Raw genomic sequence first — 17,892 nt, 5'->3', positions numbered from 1 at the left:
GTAAAAAAACCGGTCTGCCGTTGCTGGCAGACCGGTTCTCATGGAGCCCTGTCAGCGTTTACTGCACTTCCACCGCCAAACTTTCACTGATCTTCTTCTGCCAGATGGCAGGACCAGTGATGTGTACCGACTCGCCCTTGCTGTCGACTGCAACGGTGACCGGCATGTCCTTGACTTCGAACTCGTAGATCGCTTCCATGCCCAGTTCGGCAAACGCCAGCACCTTGGACTTCTTGATCGCCTGGGCGACCAGGTAAGCGGCGCCGCCGACGGCCATCAGGTACACGGCCTTGTTGTCCTTGATCGCTTCGATCGCGGTCGGGCCGCGCTCGGATTTGCCGATCATGCCCAGCAAGCCGGTCTGCTCGAGGATCTGGCGGGTGAACTTGTCCATCCGCGTCGCGGTGGTAGGACCGGCCGGGCCAACCACTTCGTCACCGACCGGATCAACCGGGCCGACGTAGTAGATGAAGCGACCCTTGAGGTCTACCGGCAGGGTTTCGCCCTTGTTCAGCATCTCGACCATGCGCTTGTGCGCGGCGTCGCGACCGGTGAGCATCTTGCCGTTGAGCAGGACGGTTTCGCCCGGCTTCCAGCTTTGCACGTCTTCCGGGGTCAGGGTGTCGAGGTTGACGCGGCGGGCCGACGGACCGGCTTCCCAGACGATTTCCGGGTAGGCGTCCAGCGGTGGCGCTTCCAGCGAAGCCGGGCCGGAGCCGTCGAGCACGAAGTGTGCGTGACGGGTGGCGGCGCAGTTCGGGATCATGCACACCGGCAGCGAGGCTGCGTGGGTCGGGTAGTCCATGATTTTTACGTCGAGCACGGTGGTCAGGCCACCGAGGCCCTGGGCACCGATGCCCAGCTGGTTGACCTTCTCGAACAGCTCCAGGCGCATTTCTTCAATGCGGTTCTGCGGGCCACGGGCCTTGAGCTCGTGAATGTCGATGGATTCCATCAACACTTCCTTGGCCATAACGGCGGCTTTCTCGGCGGTGCCGCCGATGCCGATGCCGAGCATGCCCGGTGGGCACCAGCCGGCGCCCATGGTCGGAACGGTCTTCAGAACCCAGTCGACGATCGAGTCGGACGGGTTGAGCATGGCCATCTTCGACTTGTTCTCGGAACCGCCGCCCTTGGCCGCCACGTCCACTTCCACGGTGTTACCCGGAACGATGGAGTAGTGGATAACGGCCGGGGTGTTGTCCTTGGTGTTCTTGCGAGCGCCCGCCGGGTCGGCGAGGATCGAAGCACGCAGGACGTTTTCCGGCAGGTTGTAGGCGCGACGCACGCCTTCGTTGATCATGTCGTCCAGGCCCATGGTGGCGCCATCCCAGCGCACGTCCATACCCACGCGGACAAACACGGTGACGATACCGGTGTCCTGGCAGATCGGCCGGTGGCCGGTGGCGCACATGCGCGAGTTGATCAGGATCTGTGCCATCGAGTCACGGGCCGCTGGCGATTCTTCGCGCAGGTAGGCTTCGTGCATTGCCTGGATGAAATCCACGGGGTGGTAATAGGAAATGAACTGCAGGGCGTCGGCAACGCTCTGAATCAGGTCGTCTTGCTTGATCACGGTCATGAGTCGCGCTCCTCTAAAAGACGGGAACATTCAATAAGGTGCTTGCAGCTTGGGTGCATCGGTCGGTTGCAAGCACCTTTCAAGGCACGCCGGGCAAGCTGGCGCGACGCTAAAAAGGCGCGGCAGTATACCGCGCATCAAAGGCAGGCACACGCGCCGGTAGTCAATCGTTGGTCGCATAGGAGCAGCTATTGGCGGCAAGTTTGAAGCGGCAAGAGGCGTGCGTGGCTTTTGTGGCGAGGGGGCTTGCCCCCGTTCGGTTGCGAAGCAACCGCAAAACCGGTGAAAACGATCCACCTGATTCAATGAGTTGTCTGTTGCCGGGACTGCTTCGCAGTCCAACGGGGCGATGCGGCGGTCCGACAAGCCCCCTCGCCACAGGTTCGTGCAAGGCTCAGTCCGTCCATCCCGAAAATTGAATGGTCATTTATAGGCCACGCCACTAAAGTGACATACGGTCTGTAGAGTAGGACGCTCTGTCAGTCTCTTTCATTTGGTGAGTCAACGATTGACCCATAACGCCATCCAGCGCCTGTTGCTCAAACGTTTCGCCCTCGCGGCCGGCACCTATGCCCTGGCACTGCTGTTGTTGTGGCTGGCTTTTTTTACCGGTCACTACGACGCGCCGCTGTCCAGTGTCGCCACCGGCAGCGCACTGGTCGTAACCAGCCAGGTCATCCTGTTTGCCGTGTTCTACAGCGGCTGCAACCTGCGTTTCGCAGATCCCAGCCTGACCGAGGCGCAAGTGTTGCTGGGGCTGGGCTGGCAAACCTGGCTGATCGCCCATCTGGACGAAGCCCGAGGCGCGTTCCTGGTGTTTTACGTGCTGATCCTGCTGTTCGGCCTGTTCCATCTGTCACGCCGGTCCTTTGTGCGTTGCGCACTGCTGGTGTTTTTCAGCTTCAGCGCGATCACGCTGTGGGAGGGCTATCACTTCCAGTTACCCGACCCGGCCATGGCGGTGTTGCAGGTTTGTGTGCTGTTCATCGTGCTGGTGTGGCTGGTGTTGTATGCACGTTACGTCCAGGCCTCGCGGCAGCGTATGCGCCAGCGGCGTTTTGCCTTGCAGGCGCACCAGGACACGTTGCGCGGGATGATGCGCCAGCTAGAAGACCTGGTGGCCACCGACGAGCTCACCGGTCTGTTCAATCGCCGGCACTTCCTGCGCCTGGCGTCGCGCGAATTGCACGCCATGGACGCCGATGTCGTGCACGGCCTGGCGCTGATCGACCTCGACCATTTCAAACGCATCAACGACCTGCATGGGCATGCCGCTGGCGATCAGGTGCTGCAAGCCTTTTCCGGCGTCGCGACCGCGTGCCTGCGTGACGGTGACGTTCTGGCCCGTTACGGCGGTGAAGAGTTCGTGGTGCTGCTGCCCGATTGCGATGCCGACAGTCTGACCTCGTGCTGCGAACGGCTGCGCATCGCGTTCACCGATGTCGAGTTGATCGGTCTGAATGTGCGCAACCTCAGCCTGTCCGCCGGCATGACCCTGCTGGAACTGGGCGATGACCTCGATGACGCACTGCAACGGGCCGATCAGGCGCTCTATCGCGCCAAGCGTGACGGCCGCAACCGATGCGCGGCAGCGTGGGAGAACGTCGATGCCTGAACTGCGGGTCGGCGAGCGCCACTGGTCGGTGGCGGCGGGCAGCAACCTGCTCGACGCGTTGAATCAGAACGGCGTGCCAGTGCCTTACAGTTGCCGCGCCGGCAGTTGCCATGCGTGCCTGGTGCAGTGTGTACGGGGGCTGCCGAGCGACAGCCGCCCCGATGCCCTGAGTGCTCAGCAGCGTGAACAGGGCTGGCGGCTGGCGTGTCAGTGCCAGGTGATTGAGGACTTGCAGGTGCATGCCTTCGACCCGCAAACCGATGGCCGACCGGCCGAAGTGGCTGCCGTCGATTGGTTGAGCGCCACGGTCCTGCGTCTACGCGTAATCCCCCAGCGACCGTTGCGCTACAGCGCCGGCCAGCACCTGGTGTTGTGGGCGGGCAGCGTGGCGCGGCCATATTCCCTCGCGAGCCTGCCGCAGGAAGACCGATTCCTGGAGTTTCATCTCGATTGCCGCAAGCCCGGGGAATTCAGCGATTCCGCCAGGCAACTGCGCATCGGCGATGCGATCCGTCTCGGTGAGCTGCGCGGCGGCGCCTTGCATTACGACCCGGACTGGCACGCCCGGCCGTTGTGGTTGATGGCCGCCGGTACCGGGTTGGGGCCATTGTTTGGCGTATTGCGCGAAGCGTTGCGGCAGGATCACCAGGGCGCCATCCGCGTCATTCACCTGGCCCATGATGCGGATGAGCATTACCTGGCCAAACCGCTGCAAGCCATGGCCGCCAGCCGTCCGAACCTGAGTGTCGAACTGTGGACCCCGGCCGAGTTGCCAGCGGCTTTGGCGCAACTGCGCCTTGTTTCGCGGCAAACCCTGGCCTTACTCTGCGGAGCCCCCGACAGTGTCGACGCCTTTGCCCGGCGCCTGTACCTGGCGGGATTGCCGCGCAATCAACTGCTGGCCGATGTGTTCCTGCCCCGTGGTTGAGCGCTGAAACCGCTGTTGTGGCGAGCGAGCTTGCTCGCGCTTGAGTGCGCAGCGCTCACAGGTTTTTAGGGCCGCTGCGCAGCCCGGCGCGAGCAAGCTCGCTCGCCACAATGAAATTTTCTGACCTCGCACCGCCGAGACCTGCCATGACCGATGCCATCCAAGTTGAACGCGAACGCGGCCTGTTGACCCTGCGCCTGAATCGCCCGGACAAGAAAAACGCCCTGACCCGCGCCATGTACAGCCATCTGGCCGAGGCGTTGAAACAGGCTGACGCCGACCCCGAGATCAACGCCGTGCTGATCAGCGGTTCCGCCGAATGCTTCACCGCCGGCAACGACATCGCCGATTTCGTCCAGCAACCGCCGACCGGCCTCGACAGCCCGGTGTTCCACTTCATGCTCAATCTGCTCGAATGCCGCAAACCGGTGATCGCCGCCGTGGCTGGCGCGGCGGTGGGCATTGGTACGACGATGCTGCTGCATTGCGATCTGGTCTATGTCAGCCGCGATGCACGGTTGCGCATGCCGTTCGTCAACCTTGGCCTGTGTCCTGAGTTCGGTTCCAGCCTGATCCTGCCGCGCTTGCTCGGGCAGGCGAAAGCGGCGGAGTTGCTGCTGCTCGGTGAGGGTTTCAATGGTGAACAGGCTGCGGCGTGGGGCATCGCGTCCGAAGCCTTGGGCAGTGGCGAAGAGGCCTTGGCCAAGGCTCGGGAGATGGCGTTGCGCTTTGAGTCGCTGCCGCCGGAAGCGGTGCGCATCAGCAAGCAATTGATGAAGGCGCCGGACCGGGAGCTGTTACGCAAGGTGATTGAAGAGGAGGGGGCGTTGTTTACCCAGCGGCTGAGATCGCCGGAGGCGTTGGCGGCGTTGACCGGGTTTATCAAACGGCATTGAATTTGTGGTGACAGGGGCGGCCCCTTCGCGAGCAAGCCCGCTCCCACATTGACCGGGGTTGTTCACAAATCATGTGATCAACACAAAACCCTGTGGGAGCGGGCTTACATCGCGAAGAAACCGGATCAGCCAATACACCTTCCGGATCAGAAAGCAAAAAGCCCCGCCATTCACATGGCGGGGCTTTTGTTTTTCAGCAAGCGGTCACTCAGACCATCGGATCGCCAACGTGCAGGATCTTCATGCCGTTGGTGCCGCCGGTGGTGTGGTAGCTGTCGCCCTTGGTCAGGATGACCCAGTCGCCTTTCTGTACGACGCCGCGCTTGACCAGCTCGTCGATCGCCTTCTGGCTGACTTCGTTCGGCGCCAGCGAAGCCGGGTCGAACGGGATGGTGTACACGCCACGGAACATTGCCGCGCGAGCCTGGGCTTCGCGGTGCGGGGTGAACGCGTAGATCGGCACCGAGGAGCGGATGCGCGACATGATCAGCGGGGTGTAGCCACTTTCGGTCAGGGCGATGATCGCCTTCACGCCCGGGAAGTGGTTGGCGGTGTACATGGTCGCCAGGGCGATGCTTTCGTCGCAGCGCTCGAACTCTTTGCCGATGCGGTGGCTGGAGGTCTTGCTGGTCGGGTGCTTTTCGGCGCCGACGCAGATACGCGCCATGGCCTGAACGGCTTCCAGCGGATACAGGCCAGCGGCACTTTCGGCCGAGAGCATCACGGCGTCGGTGTAGTCGAGCACGGCGTTGGCTACGTCGGACACTTCGGCGCGGGTTGGCATCGGGTTCTGGATCATCGACTCCATCATCTGGGTCGCGACGATCACTGCCTTGTTGTGGCGGCGTGCGTGCAGAATGATTTTCTTCTGGATGCCCACCAGCTCGGCGTCGCCGATTTCCACACCGAGGTCACCACGGGCAACCATCACCGCGTCGGACGCCTTGATCAGGCCGTCGAGGGTTTCGTCGTCGGCCACGGCTTCGGCGCGTTCGATCTTCGCCACCAGCCAGGCGGTGCCGCCGGCTTCGTCGCGCAGTTGGCGGGCGTATTCCATGTCGGCGGCGTCACGCGGGAAGGAGACTGCGAGGTAGTCGACTTCCATTTCCGCGGCGAGCTTGATGTCGGCCTTGTCTTTTTCAGTCAGGGCCGGAGCGGTCAGGCCGCCACCGCGACGGTTGATGCCTTTGTGGTCGGACAGCGGGCCGCCGATGGTCACGGTGCAGTGCAGTTCGGTGGCCGTGGCGGTATCGACGCGCATCACCACGCGACCGTCGTCGAGCAGCAGCTCGTCGCCTACGCCGCAGTCCTTGACCAGATCCGGGTAGTCGATGCCGACCACTTGCTGGTTGCCTTCGGTCAGAGGATGGCTGGTGGAGAAGGTGAATTGATCACCGATCTTCAGCTCGATCTTCTTGTTGGCGAATTTGGCGATACGGATTTTCGGGCCTTGCAGGTCACCCAGCAGGGCGACGAAGCGGCCATGCTTGGCAGCCAGGTCACGCACCAGCTTCGCGCGAGCCTTGTGCTCGTCGGGGGTGCCGTGGGAGAAGTTCAGGCGGGCGACGTCCAGGCCAGCCAGAATCAGCTGTTCGAGAACTTCCGGCGAGTTACTGGCCGGGCCAAGGGTGGCGACGATTTTGGTACGACGGACGGACATGCAAAGACTCCTGAGTTCAAGCGCTGAGTGAGGCTACTATGCTCCGAAGGTGTAGTCATTGTTCGTATGCACTACTTTTCGTGAAGAGCTTGGTTTTTTCGAAGAACCTGGTTATTGCCTTCTTTATTGATCCTGGCAACTTTGTATCTGGCACCTGAAGATTTTCGCCCACGGGTCGATACAGCGTTCAAGACAGGAGATCCCCATGCGATTCGTACTCATTGCTGCCCTTGCCGTCGGCGCCCTCAGTGCCACGGGCTGCACCCGTTGGGCAATGAACCATCACTTGAACAATGCCTACAGCGCCTATGACCGGGGCAATTGCGAGCAGGTGATGCTCGAACTGTCCAAGGTCGAGCGCGACAGCCGCGCGCGGCCTTACGTGTGGCCGGAAGTGTCGATGATGCGCGGCCAGTGCCTGGAGCGGCAGAAGATGTTTATCGACGCGGCCCAGACCTATCAGTTCATTATCGCTGCCTATCCGCAAAGCGAATACGCCTACCGCGCCCGTGCCCGCCTGGAAACCTTGCAGAGCCTGGGCCACTACCCATTGCGCAGTGCCGCGACGGTAAAGCCGACGCAGTTCTGATGGCAGTTGCCATGCAATCGCTGGCTCCCAGGCGGTGGTGAGCTATAGTCCAAGGAACCGGTTTTAGAGCCTTGCCTCTGAGCCGGGGCAACACCTGTGACCGGCATAAGCAGGACTCAGCGCTGTATGGACTGGCGCACCGGGAGCGGGGAGAGCGGGCCAAGACTCATGCACACCCGTTCCGAAGCAGTAGTGCGGCTCTGCTTAAGAGCCTTGCATGGCGAAATTGCACATGTTCACCGACCGCCGAATCGAGCGGCATCAACTGCCGTATTTCCTCAAAGTGTTCAACGGAATCACCGGCAAACCCATTGGCTATCTGGGCAATGTCTCCGAAGACGGACTGATGCTAATCAGCCACCTGCCGATGATGATCGGCGCGGACTTCAACCTGCGCCTGAAAATTCCCGCCAGCGAAGGTGGCCAGCGGATCATCGATCTGCAGGCCTGTTGCCTGTGGTGCCACGAAGACGCAACCCCCCGACATTACGACGCCGGGTTCAGCCTGCAACGGGCGCCACCGGAATATGGGCAACTGGTGCAGGCGCTGAAGCAGTATTTCAGTTTTCTGCCGCTGCCGGCTTCGGCCTGAGATCAATGGGCGTTCGGCTGTAAGTGACTGCCCAGGCTCAAAGTCCGGTTCTTTTCCAGCCCAGGTACCGAGTCACCAGCTCTGCCCCCAACTCGCCGGGCCGTGCATCCATCACCAACACGCCATGAGCGCTCAAGCGCTCATGGAGTTCTGCGCGTGCATTCAGGTAGTCCACGGTCCCGCAATAGGCCAGCGCTTCGGGCAAAGTCTGCACGGGTGACTGGCGCAGGGTGTCGAGCACGTCTTCGCGCAGGCTCGCGACCAGTACCTGATGTTGCTGACTCAGGCGCTTGACCGCCGGGAGCAACTCATCGTCGTCTTCTTCGCGCAGGTTGGTCACCAGCACCACCAGTGCCCGGCGTTTTTGCCGTGCCAGCAGTTGCGTGGCCGCGGCTTGATAGTCGGCGCTGCGTTGGCTGCTGTTCAAGTCATAGACGCTGTTGAGCAGGGTGTTGAGATGGCTGGTGCCCTTGACCGGCGCGAGGTGGCGCGGTTGTTCGCTGGCGAATGTACTCAGGCCCACCGCGTCGCCCTGGCGTAGCGCGACATAGCTGAGCAACAGACAGGCGTTGAGGGCATGGTCGAAGTGCGACAGCTCATCATCCTGGCTGCGCATGTGCCGGCCGCAGTCGAGCATGAAAATGATCTGCTGATCGCGTTCGTCCTGATACTCCCGGGCAATCGGCGTGCGCTGGCGCGCTGTGGCTTTCCAGTCGATCTGCCGCAGGCTGTCGCCCTCGCGAAACTCGCGCAGTTGGTGAAATTCCAGGCCCAGGCCGCGCCGCTGTTTCTGGCGGACGCCAAGCTGGCTGAGCCAGTTATCCACCGCCAGTAATTGCCCCTCATAGAGACGGGCGAAGTCGGGGTAGACGCGGGTGGCGTCCGGTAGTTCGAGCAAGCGTCTGTCCGACCAGAGCCCCAAGGGACTTGGCAGGTCGATTTCGCAGTGTTCGAAGTTGAAGTGACCACGCTGGAGCGGACGCAGGCGATAACCGGCCTGGCTGTGCCGGCCGGGTTGCAGCTCGACCGTCAGGGGCAGGTGTTCGAAGCTCAGGCCCGTTGGCACGTGGTCGAAAACCTCTACGTTAAACGGTTGGGTAAAGTCGTGTTCCAGGTTCAGTTGCACCTCGCTCCATCGACCCAGTGCCAGGCTGCCGGGCAACTGGCGTTTCAGCCGGGGTGAAGGCAGGCGTTTGACGCGAACGGCATCCAGCAGGGCCAGGGCCAGCAGCGCCAGGAGCAGTCCCCAGTTGATCGCCATGAGATTCGCCGGAACCGCGAATTCCAACGCGCGCAAAGTACCCGACGCAATGCCGCAGGCCAGCAGGACCAGCAGCCAGGCGAGCATCAGGCGCGAGGGCTTCACAGGCGCGGCGCCGGCACTTGGTCGAGCATCTGCCGGAGCACCTGATCGACATCCAGTCCCTCGATGTCCAGCTCCGGCGCGATGCGCACACGATGGCGCAGCACGGCCAGGGCGCAACCCTTGATGTCATCCGGAATCACGAACTCACCACCGCGCAGCAACGCGCGGGCGCGAGCACAACGCACCAGCGCAATGGACGCGCGTGGGCCGGCGCCGAGGATCAAACCGGGCCAACTGCGGGTGGCGCGGGCCAGGCGCACGGCGTAATCGAGCACCTGATCGTCCAGTGCCAGGTCGCTGGCAATGCGTTGCAGGGCCAGTACATCCTTGGCCTGCAACAATGTGCGCATTGGCTGGACATCGAGCATGTCGGCCCGAGTCGAGCGGCTGACCTGACGCACCATGTTCAGCTCTTGCTCGGCGTCGGGGTAATCCATGCGCACTTTGAGCATGAAGCGATCCAGTTCGGCCTCCGGTAACGGGTAAGTACCTTCCTGCTCGATCGGGTTTTGCGTGGCAAGCACCATGAACGGTTGCGCAATCGGCAATGGTTGGCCTTCGAGGGTGACTTGCCGTTCCTGCATGGCTTCGAGCAGCGCCGCCTGGGTTTTCGCCGGGGCGCGGTTGATCTCGTCGGCCAGTAGCAGATTGGTGAATAACGGCCCCTTGCGCAGCTTGAATTTCTCGGTCTGCAAGTCATACACCGCGTGCCCGGTGACGTCGCTGGGCATCAGGTCCGGGGTGAACTGGATGCGTGCGAACTCACCGCCGAAACAACGGGCGAGGGCGCGCACCAACAAGGTCTTGCCCAGTCCCGGCACGCCTTCGAGCAACACGTGGCCGCCGGCGATCAACGCCGTCAAGACGTCGTCGATCACGCTGTCCTGGCCAATCACTGCTTTTTGCAATTCCTTGCGTACGGCCTGGGCCAGATGGCCGGCACGCTGACGCTGCTGAGCGGCATGGCTCGCTGCGTCGGTTTCGATCGGTTCACTCATAAGGCGTTCCTCAGGGATTGCAGGTGGGCGACCTGACGGCTGAATTCAACGCTGGAAAGCCGTTGCTTCGGTCGCGGGCTCATGGCCTGGCTGATAGCGCGTGTGGGTTGGCCGGTCAGGCGTGCGAGCACCAGCCATTGTTCGGCGACGCCGAGTTGTTCGAAGCCGGGGTGGCGACGGCGCACGCGCCGCAGAATGTCCTGCTGCAAGGCTTGCAACAGGCCGGCCTGACCATTGCGGCGCAACAGGAAGTCGGCACTGGCGCGCAGGTGTTCCTGCAGTTGCCGGCGCGCTTTCGGTGCCGGTTCCAGCAAGGGACCCCGACGCACGCCGAAATGCCAGGAACCCAGGCCGAGCAAGGCGAGCAAGGCGACCAGTGCCTGGGGGAAATAACGCAGCAGCAAGGTCGGCACGCTGTCGTGATCGGTGTTGAAGATCAGTGTCACGCGGGTGTCGGCGGTCAAGTACCAAAGCAGCCAGGCGTTGTCGTATTGCTCGATGGCCGGGGTTTTCCACAAGTCGGCATCGGTGACCACGATGATCGAGCCGAGGCCGTAACTGAGTTGCATCATGTGCGTGGCCCTGGCGCTGTTGGCCCAGGCCTGGGCGAGGTTCTTCGGGTCTTCGAGGTGGAACGCGGTATCGAAACCGGCATAGGCCGGGGCGTCTTCGTCTTCCAGATAGAGCTTGGTCAGGTGCGGGTACGGATCTTCGCCGACATTGGGTGGCGGCTCCTTGAGGTCTTTGCTCAGGGACTGGCGCAGTTGCACCCGATCAAGCAGCAGGTCATTGCTGTGGCCGAGTTTTTCATCCCACAACGATTCGGCAACGAACAGCAGTCGCCCGCCAGCCCGGGTCCAGTTCATCACCTGGTCGATCTGTCGTGGCGTCATGTTGTAGCGGTCCCCGAGCAACAGCAGGCTGTGCTGATGGGGGTCGAGACTGGGCAGGATGTCGAGGCCGTTGGCGTGGCCGACATTCAGGCCATGCTTGCGTAAAAAGAGCTCCGCCGCCAGATAAGGGTTGGCATTGGCTTCGGGGGAGGGACCGTGGTCGATTTCGCTCTGGTAGGGGACGGCCTTGAGGTACAGATAAAGGCTGAGCGCAGCCAGCAATACGGCGACCAACGCACCGGCCATCGCCCCCTGGCGCCGACTCAATGGACCGCCCCCGCGTCGAACAACACTCGCCAGCCATCACACAGTTCCTGTTGCACCTGTTCGGGTGGCAAGCGGTGACCATAGGCCATGTTTTGCCAGTGCCCGGTCAGGTTTTTGCTGTAGGCCAGCAAGGCTGGTTGCTGTAACAACTCGACACTGCGCAGCACCTGTCCTTCGGTGTCGGCGGCTTTGAGCGCGATGTTGAAGTCGTGCAACAGGCGGCTGAGCAGGGCGCGATAGAGCAAGCCGAGGGCTTCGCGCGGCTGGGTCTGCCAGAGGCTTTCAGCGCGGGTGGCAATGTCGGCGGGCAGGGACTCGGGCTTGAGGTCCAGGCCGAACGCCTGCTGCGGTAATGGTCGGGGGGCTTTGACCTTGAGCGTCGGTTGCCGGCTGACGAACGCCTGCAACCAGTCGCGATAGCGCCAGATCAACAGGCCGATGCTGGCGATGACGGTGCCCCACAGCGCGATTTCAATCAGTGTCGCCAGTGCCCCGAAGTTCTGCCCCTCGAACAGCTTCAACAGCGCCTTCAACCATTGCGGTGTCTGGCCGGCGTCCGAGGCATCAACGCCCGGTTTGTCGTCGCCCAAGCGATAGCGGGTCACCGTTTCCCGGTTCTTGAAGGGCGGCTGTTCGAGGATCGTCTTGATGCTGTCCCTGGAGGCCTGGCTGGTCAGTGGCTGGTCCAGCAAGCGCGGGCTGTCGAGTGAATGGGCCGGTTCTGCGGCCCACACGCTGTGTGTGGCTGGCATCAGCACAATCACGGCCAACAGCAAGACAGCGCCTGTATTGACCAGGCGTTGGCGCATTCGGCGGAACACCAGTTCGATATCCCAGGCCTCAAGCACGGTGCGCCGGTTCAGGTAAAGGCTGAAGCCGCAGGCGACATAGATCGGCTCCCAGACCACCAGCACCAGTGCATAAAAGGCATTGGTCAGGTGTTCCAGCCAGCGCCAGTCCTGGTTGGCCGCCGAGATCAGCGACTGCCAGCTCCAGTCGAGCGCGACCTGTTGTGGCAGCAGCAGATAGAACAACACCATCAAGCCGATCCACAACGCGCCTTCCAAGTGCGTACCGATGATCGTCAGCCAGCGTGCGGCACCAGCATCTCGCTGCAAAAGCACCTGTAGACGTTGCTGGCGTTGCGCTCCGTCGAGGCCTTCGAGTTGCACCACCGGCATCACGAAACTGCGGTACAGGCTCAGGCGGCGCCAGGTCAGGCTGGCCAGCAATTGCGGTTTGAGCAGGCGTGGCCATTGTTGCAGGGCCTGCTTCAGCGTGGGCGTTTCACCGAACATGGCTTTGGACAGGATGTACAAGGGCAGGCGTTCGAACGCTGGTTTCAGCCACCAGAATATGAACAGGGCGAGGGAAGGTGAATCCCAGAGTCCCCAACTGAGCAGCGCGAAAATGGGCAAGGTGATCATGGCCCAACTGGTCAGCAGCAGGCGTCGGTGGCGCTGGCTCAGGAGCACGCCGAGGTCCATGGCTTCCCAGGTCGAGCGCGGGCGAATCACCACGGTGGCGTCACTCAGGCGCATGGCGGCGACGTCCGGCAAACACGAGATAAACCACCACCAGCAACCAGAGCGCCGCGCCAACCAGGTACTTGGTCTGGTACGACGGGCCAGTCATTGATGACCAGTAGGCTTCGATAAACGCTGCAATCAACAGAAACAGCATGACCCCGCAGATCAGCAGCACACTCTTGCGCGCCGCCAATCGCAAGGCCTCGGCGCGTGGCAGGCGTCCCGGGGCGATCAGCGCCCAGCCCAGCTTCAGGCCGGCGGCACCGGCCAGGGCGATGGCGCTGAGTTCGAAGGCGCCGTGGCCGATCACGAATGACCAAAAGGTTTGCCCGTAGCCGACGTAGGTCAGGTGCCCGGCTACCGCACCAATCATCAGGCCGTTGAAAATCAGGAAAAACACACTGCCCAAACCAAACAGCAAACCGCTGGCGAAGGTCTGAAAGGCAATGCCGATGTTATGCATGATGTAGTAGCCGAACATCGCCCAGTCTTCGCTGGCTGCCCGTTCGACCGTGCGCCCGAGGTGACCGGCAACGGGGTCGTACATGCTTTGCATCTCGCTGACCTGTTCGTTGGGGATCAGGTTGTAGACCAGGTCCGGGTACAGGTACACCAGCAGCGCGAAACCGGCCAGGCTGCCAAAGAACATCAGGCTGGCGGCGAGGACGAAACGCCACTGCTCACGCACCAGTCGCGGAAAGTCGGCCAGGATGAATGCCAGCACGCTGGCGCCCAAACGGCTGCGGTGACGGTAGAGTTGCTGGTGTCCGCGCAGGACTTGTTGCTGCAAGGAGTCGATCAGAAAGCTGCTGTAGCCACGCTCTCGTGCCAATGCCAGGTGTTGGCAGAGGCGTCGGTAGTCCTTCGGGAAGCTGCCGGCATCGGTGGCTTTGCCGTCCCGTTCCAACCGCTCGAGCAGGGCGCAGAAGCGTTCCCATTCGGCTTTGTGCCGGCTTTCGAAAAGGCTTTGTTTCATGTCGGCCCCAACAAGCCGCGGGCGATGCCGTTAAGCTCGTTCACCGCCTGCGGGGCCGGGACTTGCAAGGGTTGGGCGAGAATCACGGCCAGCTCATCGGTCCGCGCCTGGGAGAGTTCGCCCTGGCGCTCGGCAAACCCGAGAATGGCCCGTTGTTCGGCGAGTGTCAGGGCAAAGGGCGGGCGGCGGGGCTGGGCTTCAGGGAGTTCGGGGCGGGTGTGCGATTGTTCGCGATAGATCACCAGGGTCCCGGCGGCGAGATCGCCGAGGCGCTTGAAGTGGGGGTGTTGCAGGCAACTGATGGCCCCGAGGAAGTAACCGAAGGGTAGCAGGTCGACAACGCGCAGCAGGTTGCGCAGCAGGGACGCGGACCACCCGACCGGGGTGCCATCGTCGTGTACCACGCGCAATCCCATCCAGTGCTTGCCCGGCGAACGGCCCTGGTTCAGTACCTCGAACAGCACCATGTACCACCAGCTCACCACGAACAGCAGGATCGACCCGAGCCCGGCACCCAGTTTGCCGAGCATGGCCAGCACAATGAACAGCACGCCCAGGATCAGGCCGCGTAAACCCAGGTCAATGGAGAACGCCAGCGCACGGACCATCAACCCGGCTGGGCGCAGTGGCAGGTCGACACCTTCTGGCGTTTCGACTTGATACCGCGTATCCAGTGGCGGTGACAGCGGCGCATTCCCTGGCAGTGCTGTGGTCTCGAGCATGGGCAACCTGATGAATGTGGCCTGGATCGGGATTCTGTGTTCATCCGATGCTAGCAGCCTATGCGGGGGGAAACGATATAACTGTGTATTGCCTGGTGAGTCGCACAAGGTGTTTGAATGACAAGACACTGGTCGGGGTGGGAGGTGAACGCCTAGACTTTGCCGATCTTCAGTTCAGGAATCGCCCGTGACCTCCATCTTCTGGTACGACTACGAAACCACTGGCATCAATCCCCGTCGCGATCGTCCATTGCAAATGGCCGGCCTGCGCACGGACTTCGATCTCAATGAAATCGACGAACCGGTCAATCTTTACTGCCAGCCCAGTGACGACATCCTGCCGCACCCGGCCGCCTGTGCGATCACCGGCATCACCCCCGGGCAACTGCAGGCGCAAGGCTTGCGCGAAGCCGACTTCATGACCCGGGTGCATGCCCAGCTCGCGGCGCCGGGCACCTGTGGCGCGGGGTATAACACCTTGCGTTTCGATGACGAGATGACCCGCTACAGCCTGTACCGAAACTTTTTCGACCCTTATGCGCGGGAGTGGCAGGGTGGCAACAGCCGCTGGGACCTGATCGACGTGGTGCGCGCCGCCTATGCCTTGCGCCCCGATGGGCTGGTCTGGCCGACCGATGACGAGGGACGGGTCACGCTCAAGCTCGAACGCCTGACCGCTGCCAACGGCATCGATCATGGCAATGCCCACGAAGCGCTGTCGGACGTGCGCGCGACGATCGCCCTGGCGCGCCTGATACGGGAAAAACAGCCGAAGTTGTACGACTGGTTGTTTCAGCTACGCAGCAAGCAAAAAGTCATGGACCAGATACGCCTGCTGCAACCGCTGGTGCATGTTTCCGGGCGCTTTTCGGCCGCGCGCAGCTATGTGGGTGTGGTGTTGCCGCTGGCCTGGCACCCGCGCAACAAGAACGCCCTGATTGTCTGTGACCTGCACCTCGATCCCCAGGGCCTGTTCGATCTGGATGCTGAAAGCTTGCGCCAGCGCCTGTATACCCGCCGCGACGAACTGGCCGAAGGCGAGCTGCCAGTGCCGTTGAAGCTGATTCACATCAACAAGTGCCCGGTGGTGGCACCGTTGTCGGTACTTCGCCAGGAAGACCAGCAACGCCTGGGGCTGGATATGGCGCTGTATCAGCAGCGGGTGTTGCGGCTAAATGACGCGCAGAAAGTTTGGCTGGATAAAGTCCTGGCGGTTTATGCCCGAGAAGATTTTTCCCAGAGCCAGGATCCGGAGCAACAGTTATACGATGGATTTATCGGTGATCGGGATCGGCGATTGTGTGAACAAGTCAGAACCGTGGATCCGCAGCAATTGGCACAAGAGCAGTGGCCTTTCGATGACGAACGTTTGCCTCAATTGCTGTTTCGATATCGCGCACGCAACTTTCCCGAGACATTGAATGCCGAGGAGCAAGAACGCTGGCGAATATTCTGTCAGAAACGTTTGTCAGAACCCGAGTGGGGTGCACCCAATACCCTTGAAAGTTTTGTAGAGGCCGCGGCCCAGTTGAGCGTTACAGCTACTCCGCTTCAGCAGGGGGTGCTCGGTGAGTGGCAGGATTATGTCCAGGGACTGCGCCAGCGTTTGTGTCTTTGAATTCGAACATGCCGGGGCTTAAATACGGTGCATAAAAAAACGCCAGCATTTGCTGGCGTTCTTTTTTTGTCACGGATCCATCTGCGACAAGCTCTGAGGCTTAGCCCAGCAGGGTAGCCCAGCCTTCCACCACGTCACCGCCCCACTTGGCTTTCCACTCTTTCAGAGTCTTGTGGTTGCCACCTTTGGTTTCGATGACTTCGCCGTTGTGCGGGTTTTTGTATTGTTTAACTTTGCGAGCACGCTTGGTGCCGGTAGTTTTCACTGCACCGCCGCGTGGTGCCTTGGTTTTGGATTCTGGGTCCAGCAGCGCGATGATGTCACGCAGGGACTTGGAGTATTCACCCATCAGGGTGCGCAGTTTGCCTTCGAATTCCAGCTCGGTTTGCAGTTTGTCGTCTTGGGACAGGTTCTTCAAACGGGCTTGCAGCTCTTTGATAGCTTCTTCGGTGGCGCGATATTCGTTGATCAAGGACATGTGGACTACCTTATGTTTGCGCTGGATGGCAGGGTGACAGTGCCGCAATAATAGTCACGGTGTTTCATCAAGTAAACATTTAAGCCAACTTTATTTAATTTAGTTTCCGTGTCTTTGGCGCACATTGGTAGTGCAGTTATTGTCGGTCAGATATACATAAATTAACAATTGAGCGGCATCGCTAGAGCGACGGTGCTAACAAGCATGGGTGTTGTCCGACCTGCCGCACCGACCTTCCGGCAGGGCGAAACGTCAACAATACTGCAGTTTTGCTGCGCAATCGCTAGAATGGCGGCCTTTGCGAAGTTCTGGAGTTTCCCCCTCATGCGCACTTTTCGTCTGGTGATTTCTTGCCCGGACCGTGTTGGCATCGTTGCCAAAGTCAGTAACTTTCTGGCATCACACAACGGCTGGATCACTGAAGCGAGCCATCACTCGGACAATCTCAGTGGCTGGTTCTTCATGCGTCACGAAATCCGTGCCGACTCCCTGCCATTTGGTATCGAAGCGTTTCGCGAAGCCTTTGCGCCGATCGCCGAAGAGTTCTCGATGGACTGGCGCGTCACCGATACCGAACAAAAGAAGCGCGTGGTCCTGATGGCCAGCCGCGAGTCGCACTGCCTGGCCGACCTGCTGCACCGCTGGCACAGCGATGAACTGGACTGCGAAATCTCCTGTGTGATTTCCAACCATGATGACCTGCGCAGCATGGTGGAGTGGCACGGCATTCCGTACTACCACGTCCCGGTCAACCCGCAGGACAAGCAACCGGCCTTCGCCGAGGTTTCGCGCCTGGTCAAACAGCACGATGCCGAAGTGGTGGTGCTTGCCCGTTACATGCAAATACTGCCGCCGGAGTTGTGCAGCGAATACGCGCACAAGGTGATCAACATTCACCACAGCTTCCTGCCGTCGTTCGTCGGTGCCAAGCCGTATCACCAGGCCTCCCTGCGGGGCGTGAAGCTGATCGGCGCGACCTGCCACTATGTGACCGAAGAGCTGGATGCCGGCCCGATCATCGAACAGGACGTGGTGCGCGTAAGCCACAGCGACAGCATCGAAGACATGGTGCGTTTCGGCCGTGATGTCGAGAAGATGGTGCTGGCCCGTGGTCTGCGTTATCACCTGGAAGACCGGGTGTTGGTGCACGGCAACAAAACCGTCGTCTTCTGATAGACGAACA

Annotated in this window: 16 protein-coding genes; 7 read left to right on the top strand and 9 right to left on the bottom strand. The window is 61.3% G+C overall.

Annotated elements, in window-relative coordinates:
* Window positions 1-58 precede the first annotated feature (58 nt).
* Window positions 59-1,582 carry a fumarate hydratase gene (locus tag QMK54_RS25050; protein ID WP_160389258.1) on the bottom strand — a complete coding sequence of 508 codons (1,524 nt, stop codon included), beginning with the start codon at window positions 1,580-1,582 and terminating at the stop codon, window positions 59-61.
* A gap of 508 nt (window positions 1,583-2,090) precedes the next feature.
* On the opposite strand from QMK54_RS25050, the gene QMK54_RS25045 reads away from it, so the two are divergent.
* The 3 genes from QMK54_RS25045 (at window position 2,091) to QMK54_RS25035 (ending at window position 5,021) form a co-directional block, all read left to right on the top strand.
* Entirely contained in the window at window positions 2,091-3,197 is a 1,107-nt protein-coding gene (locus tag QMK54_RS25045; RefSeq protein ID WP_320401510.1) for a GGDEF domain-containing protein, read from the top strand.
* Window positions 3,190-4,125, top strand: a complete 936-nt coding sequence (locus QMK54_RS25040) for an iron-sulfur-binding ferredoxin reductase (protein ID WP_110662205.1) — start codon at window positions 3,190-3,192, stop codon at window positions 4,123-4,125. The genes QMK54_RS25045 and QMK54_RS25040 overlap by 8 nt, the downstream gene beginning before the upstream one ends.
* Window positions 4,126-4,271: 146 nt before the next feature.
* Complete coding sequence (locus tag QMK54_RS25035; protein WP_223592571.1) at window positions 4,272-5,021, top strand: enoyl-CoA hydratase-related protein; 750 nt, start codon at window positions 4,272-4,274, stop codon at window positions 5,019-5,021.
* 208 nt (window positions 5,022-5,229) lie between these two features.
* On the opposite strand, the gene pyk is transcribed toward QMK54_RS25035, so the two are convergent.
* The gene (gene pyk / locus QMK54_RS25030) at window positions 5,230-6,681 is read right to left on the bottom strand and encodes a pyruvate kinase (protein WP_056726085.1); all 1,452 of its coding nucleotides are present in this window, start codon (window positions 6,679-6,681) and stop codon (window positions 5,230-5,232) included.
* A 205-nt stretch (window positions 6,682-6,886) separates the two neighbouring features.
* On the opposite strand from pyk, the gene QMK54_RS25025 reads away from it, so the two are divergent.
* Window positions 6,887-7,270: a tetratricopeptide repeat protein gene (locus tag QMK54_RS25025; RefSeq protein WP_110660910.1), complete on the top strand. Its 384-nt coding sequence runs from the start codon at window positions 6,887-6,889 to the stop codon at window positions 7,268-7,270.
* A gap of 232 nt (window positions 7,271-7,502) precedes the next feature.
* A complete protein-coding gene (locus QMK54_RS25020; protein ID WP_110660911.1) occupies window positions 7,503-7,862 on the top strand; it encodes a PilZ domain-containing protein in 360 nt (119 codons plus the stop codon).
* A gap of 37 nt (window positions 7,863-7,899) precedes the next feature.
* Here QMK54_RS25020 and QMK54_RS25015 read toward each other — a convergent pair whose 3' ends face one another.
* From QMK54_RS25015 to QMK54_RS24990, 6 genes are read right to left on the bottom strand one after another with little or no spacing between them, the layout of a single operon-like run.
* Complete coding sequence (locus QMK54_RS25015; RefSeq protein WP_320401509.1) at window positions 7,900-9,228, bottom strand: DUF58 domain-containing protein; 1,329 nt, start codon at window positions 9,226-9,228, stop codon at window positions 7,900-7,902.
* On the bottom strand, window positions 9,225-10,226 hold the full coding sequence (locus QMK54_RS25010; RefSeq protein WP_320401508.1) for a MoxR family ATPase: 1,002 nt from the start codon (window positions 10,224-10,226) through the stop codon (window positions 9,225-9,227). The genes QMK54_RS25015 and QMK54_RS25010 overlap by 4 nt, the downstream gene beginning before the upstream one ends.
* Window positions 10,223-11,365: a DUF4350 domain-containing protein gene (locus tag QMK54_RS25005; RefSeq protein ID WP_181432084.1), complete on the bottom strand. Its 1,143-nt coding sequence runs from the start codon at window positions 11,363-11,365 to the stop codon at window positions 10,223-10,225. Before QMK54_RS25005 ends, QMK54_RS25010 begins: the two co-directional genes overlap by 4 nt.
* A gap of 17 nt (window positions 11,366-11,382) precedes the next feature.
* Window positions 11,383-12,927, bottom strand: a complete 1,545-nt coding sequence (locus QMK54_RS25000; RefSeq protein WP_110660906.1) for a DUF4129 domain-containing protein — start codon at window positions 12,925-12,927, stop codon at window positions 11,383-11,385.
* Window positions 12,914-13,891, bottom strand: coding sequence for a stage II sporulation protein M (locus QMK54_RS24995; RefSeq protein WP_223592590.1), 978 nt, complete (start codon window positions 13,889-13,891; stop codon window positions 12,914-12,916). The genes QMK54_RS25000 and QMK54_RS24995 overlap by 14 nt, the downstream gene beginning before the upstream one ends.
* Window positions 13,888-14,613 carry an RDD family protein gene (locus QMK54_RS24990; RefSeq protein WP_223592592.1) on the bottom strand — a complete coding sequence of 242 codons (726 nt, stop codon included), beginning with the start codon at window positions 14,611-14,613 and terminating at the stop codon, window positions 13,888-13,890. Before QMK54_RS24990 ends, QMK54_RS24995 begins: the two co-directional genes overlap by 4 nt.
* Window positions 14,614-14,800: 187 nt before the next feature.
* On the opposite strand from QMK54_RS24990, the gene sbcB reads away from it, so the two are divergent.
* Window positions 14,801-16,231, top strand: coding sequence for an exodeoxyribonuclease I (sbcB, locus tag QMK54_RS24985; RefSeq protein ID WP_223592603.1), 1,431 nt, complete (start codon window positions 14,801-14,803; stop codon window positions 16,229-16,231).
* Between the two features lie 100 nt (window positions 16,232-16,331).
* Here the strand turns inward: sbcB and mvaT are convergent, their stop codons facing one another.
* Window positions 16,332-16,709, bottom strand: a complete 378-nt coding sequence (mvaT, locus tag QMK54_RS24980; RefSeq protein WP_007933316.1) for a histone-like nucleoid-structuring protein MvaT — start codon at window positions 16,707-16,709, stop codon at window positions 16,332-16,334.
* 324 nt (window positions 16,710-17,033) lie between these two features.
* Between mvaT and purU the strand changes: the two genes are divergently transcribed.
* Window positions 17,034-17,882, top strand: coding sequence for a formyltetrahydrofolate deformylase (gene purU / locus QMK54_RS24975; RefSeq protein ID WP_223592605.1), 849 nt, complete (start codon window positions 17,034-17,036; stop codon window positions 17,880-17,882).
* Window positions 17,883-17,892: the final 10 nt, after the last annotated feature.

The organism is Pseudomonas sp. P5_109, assembly GCF_034009455.1.
Lineage (GTDB): Bacteria > Pseudomonadota > Gammaproteobacteria > Pseudomonadales > Pseudomonadaceae > Aquipseudomonas.
This window is presented reverse-complemented; position numbering and strand designations above follow the sequence as displayed.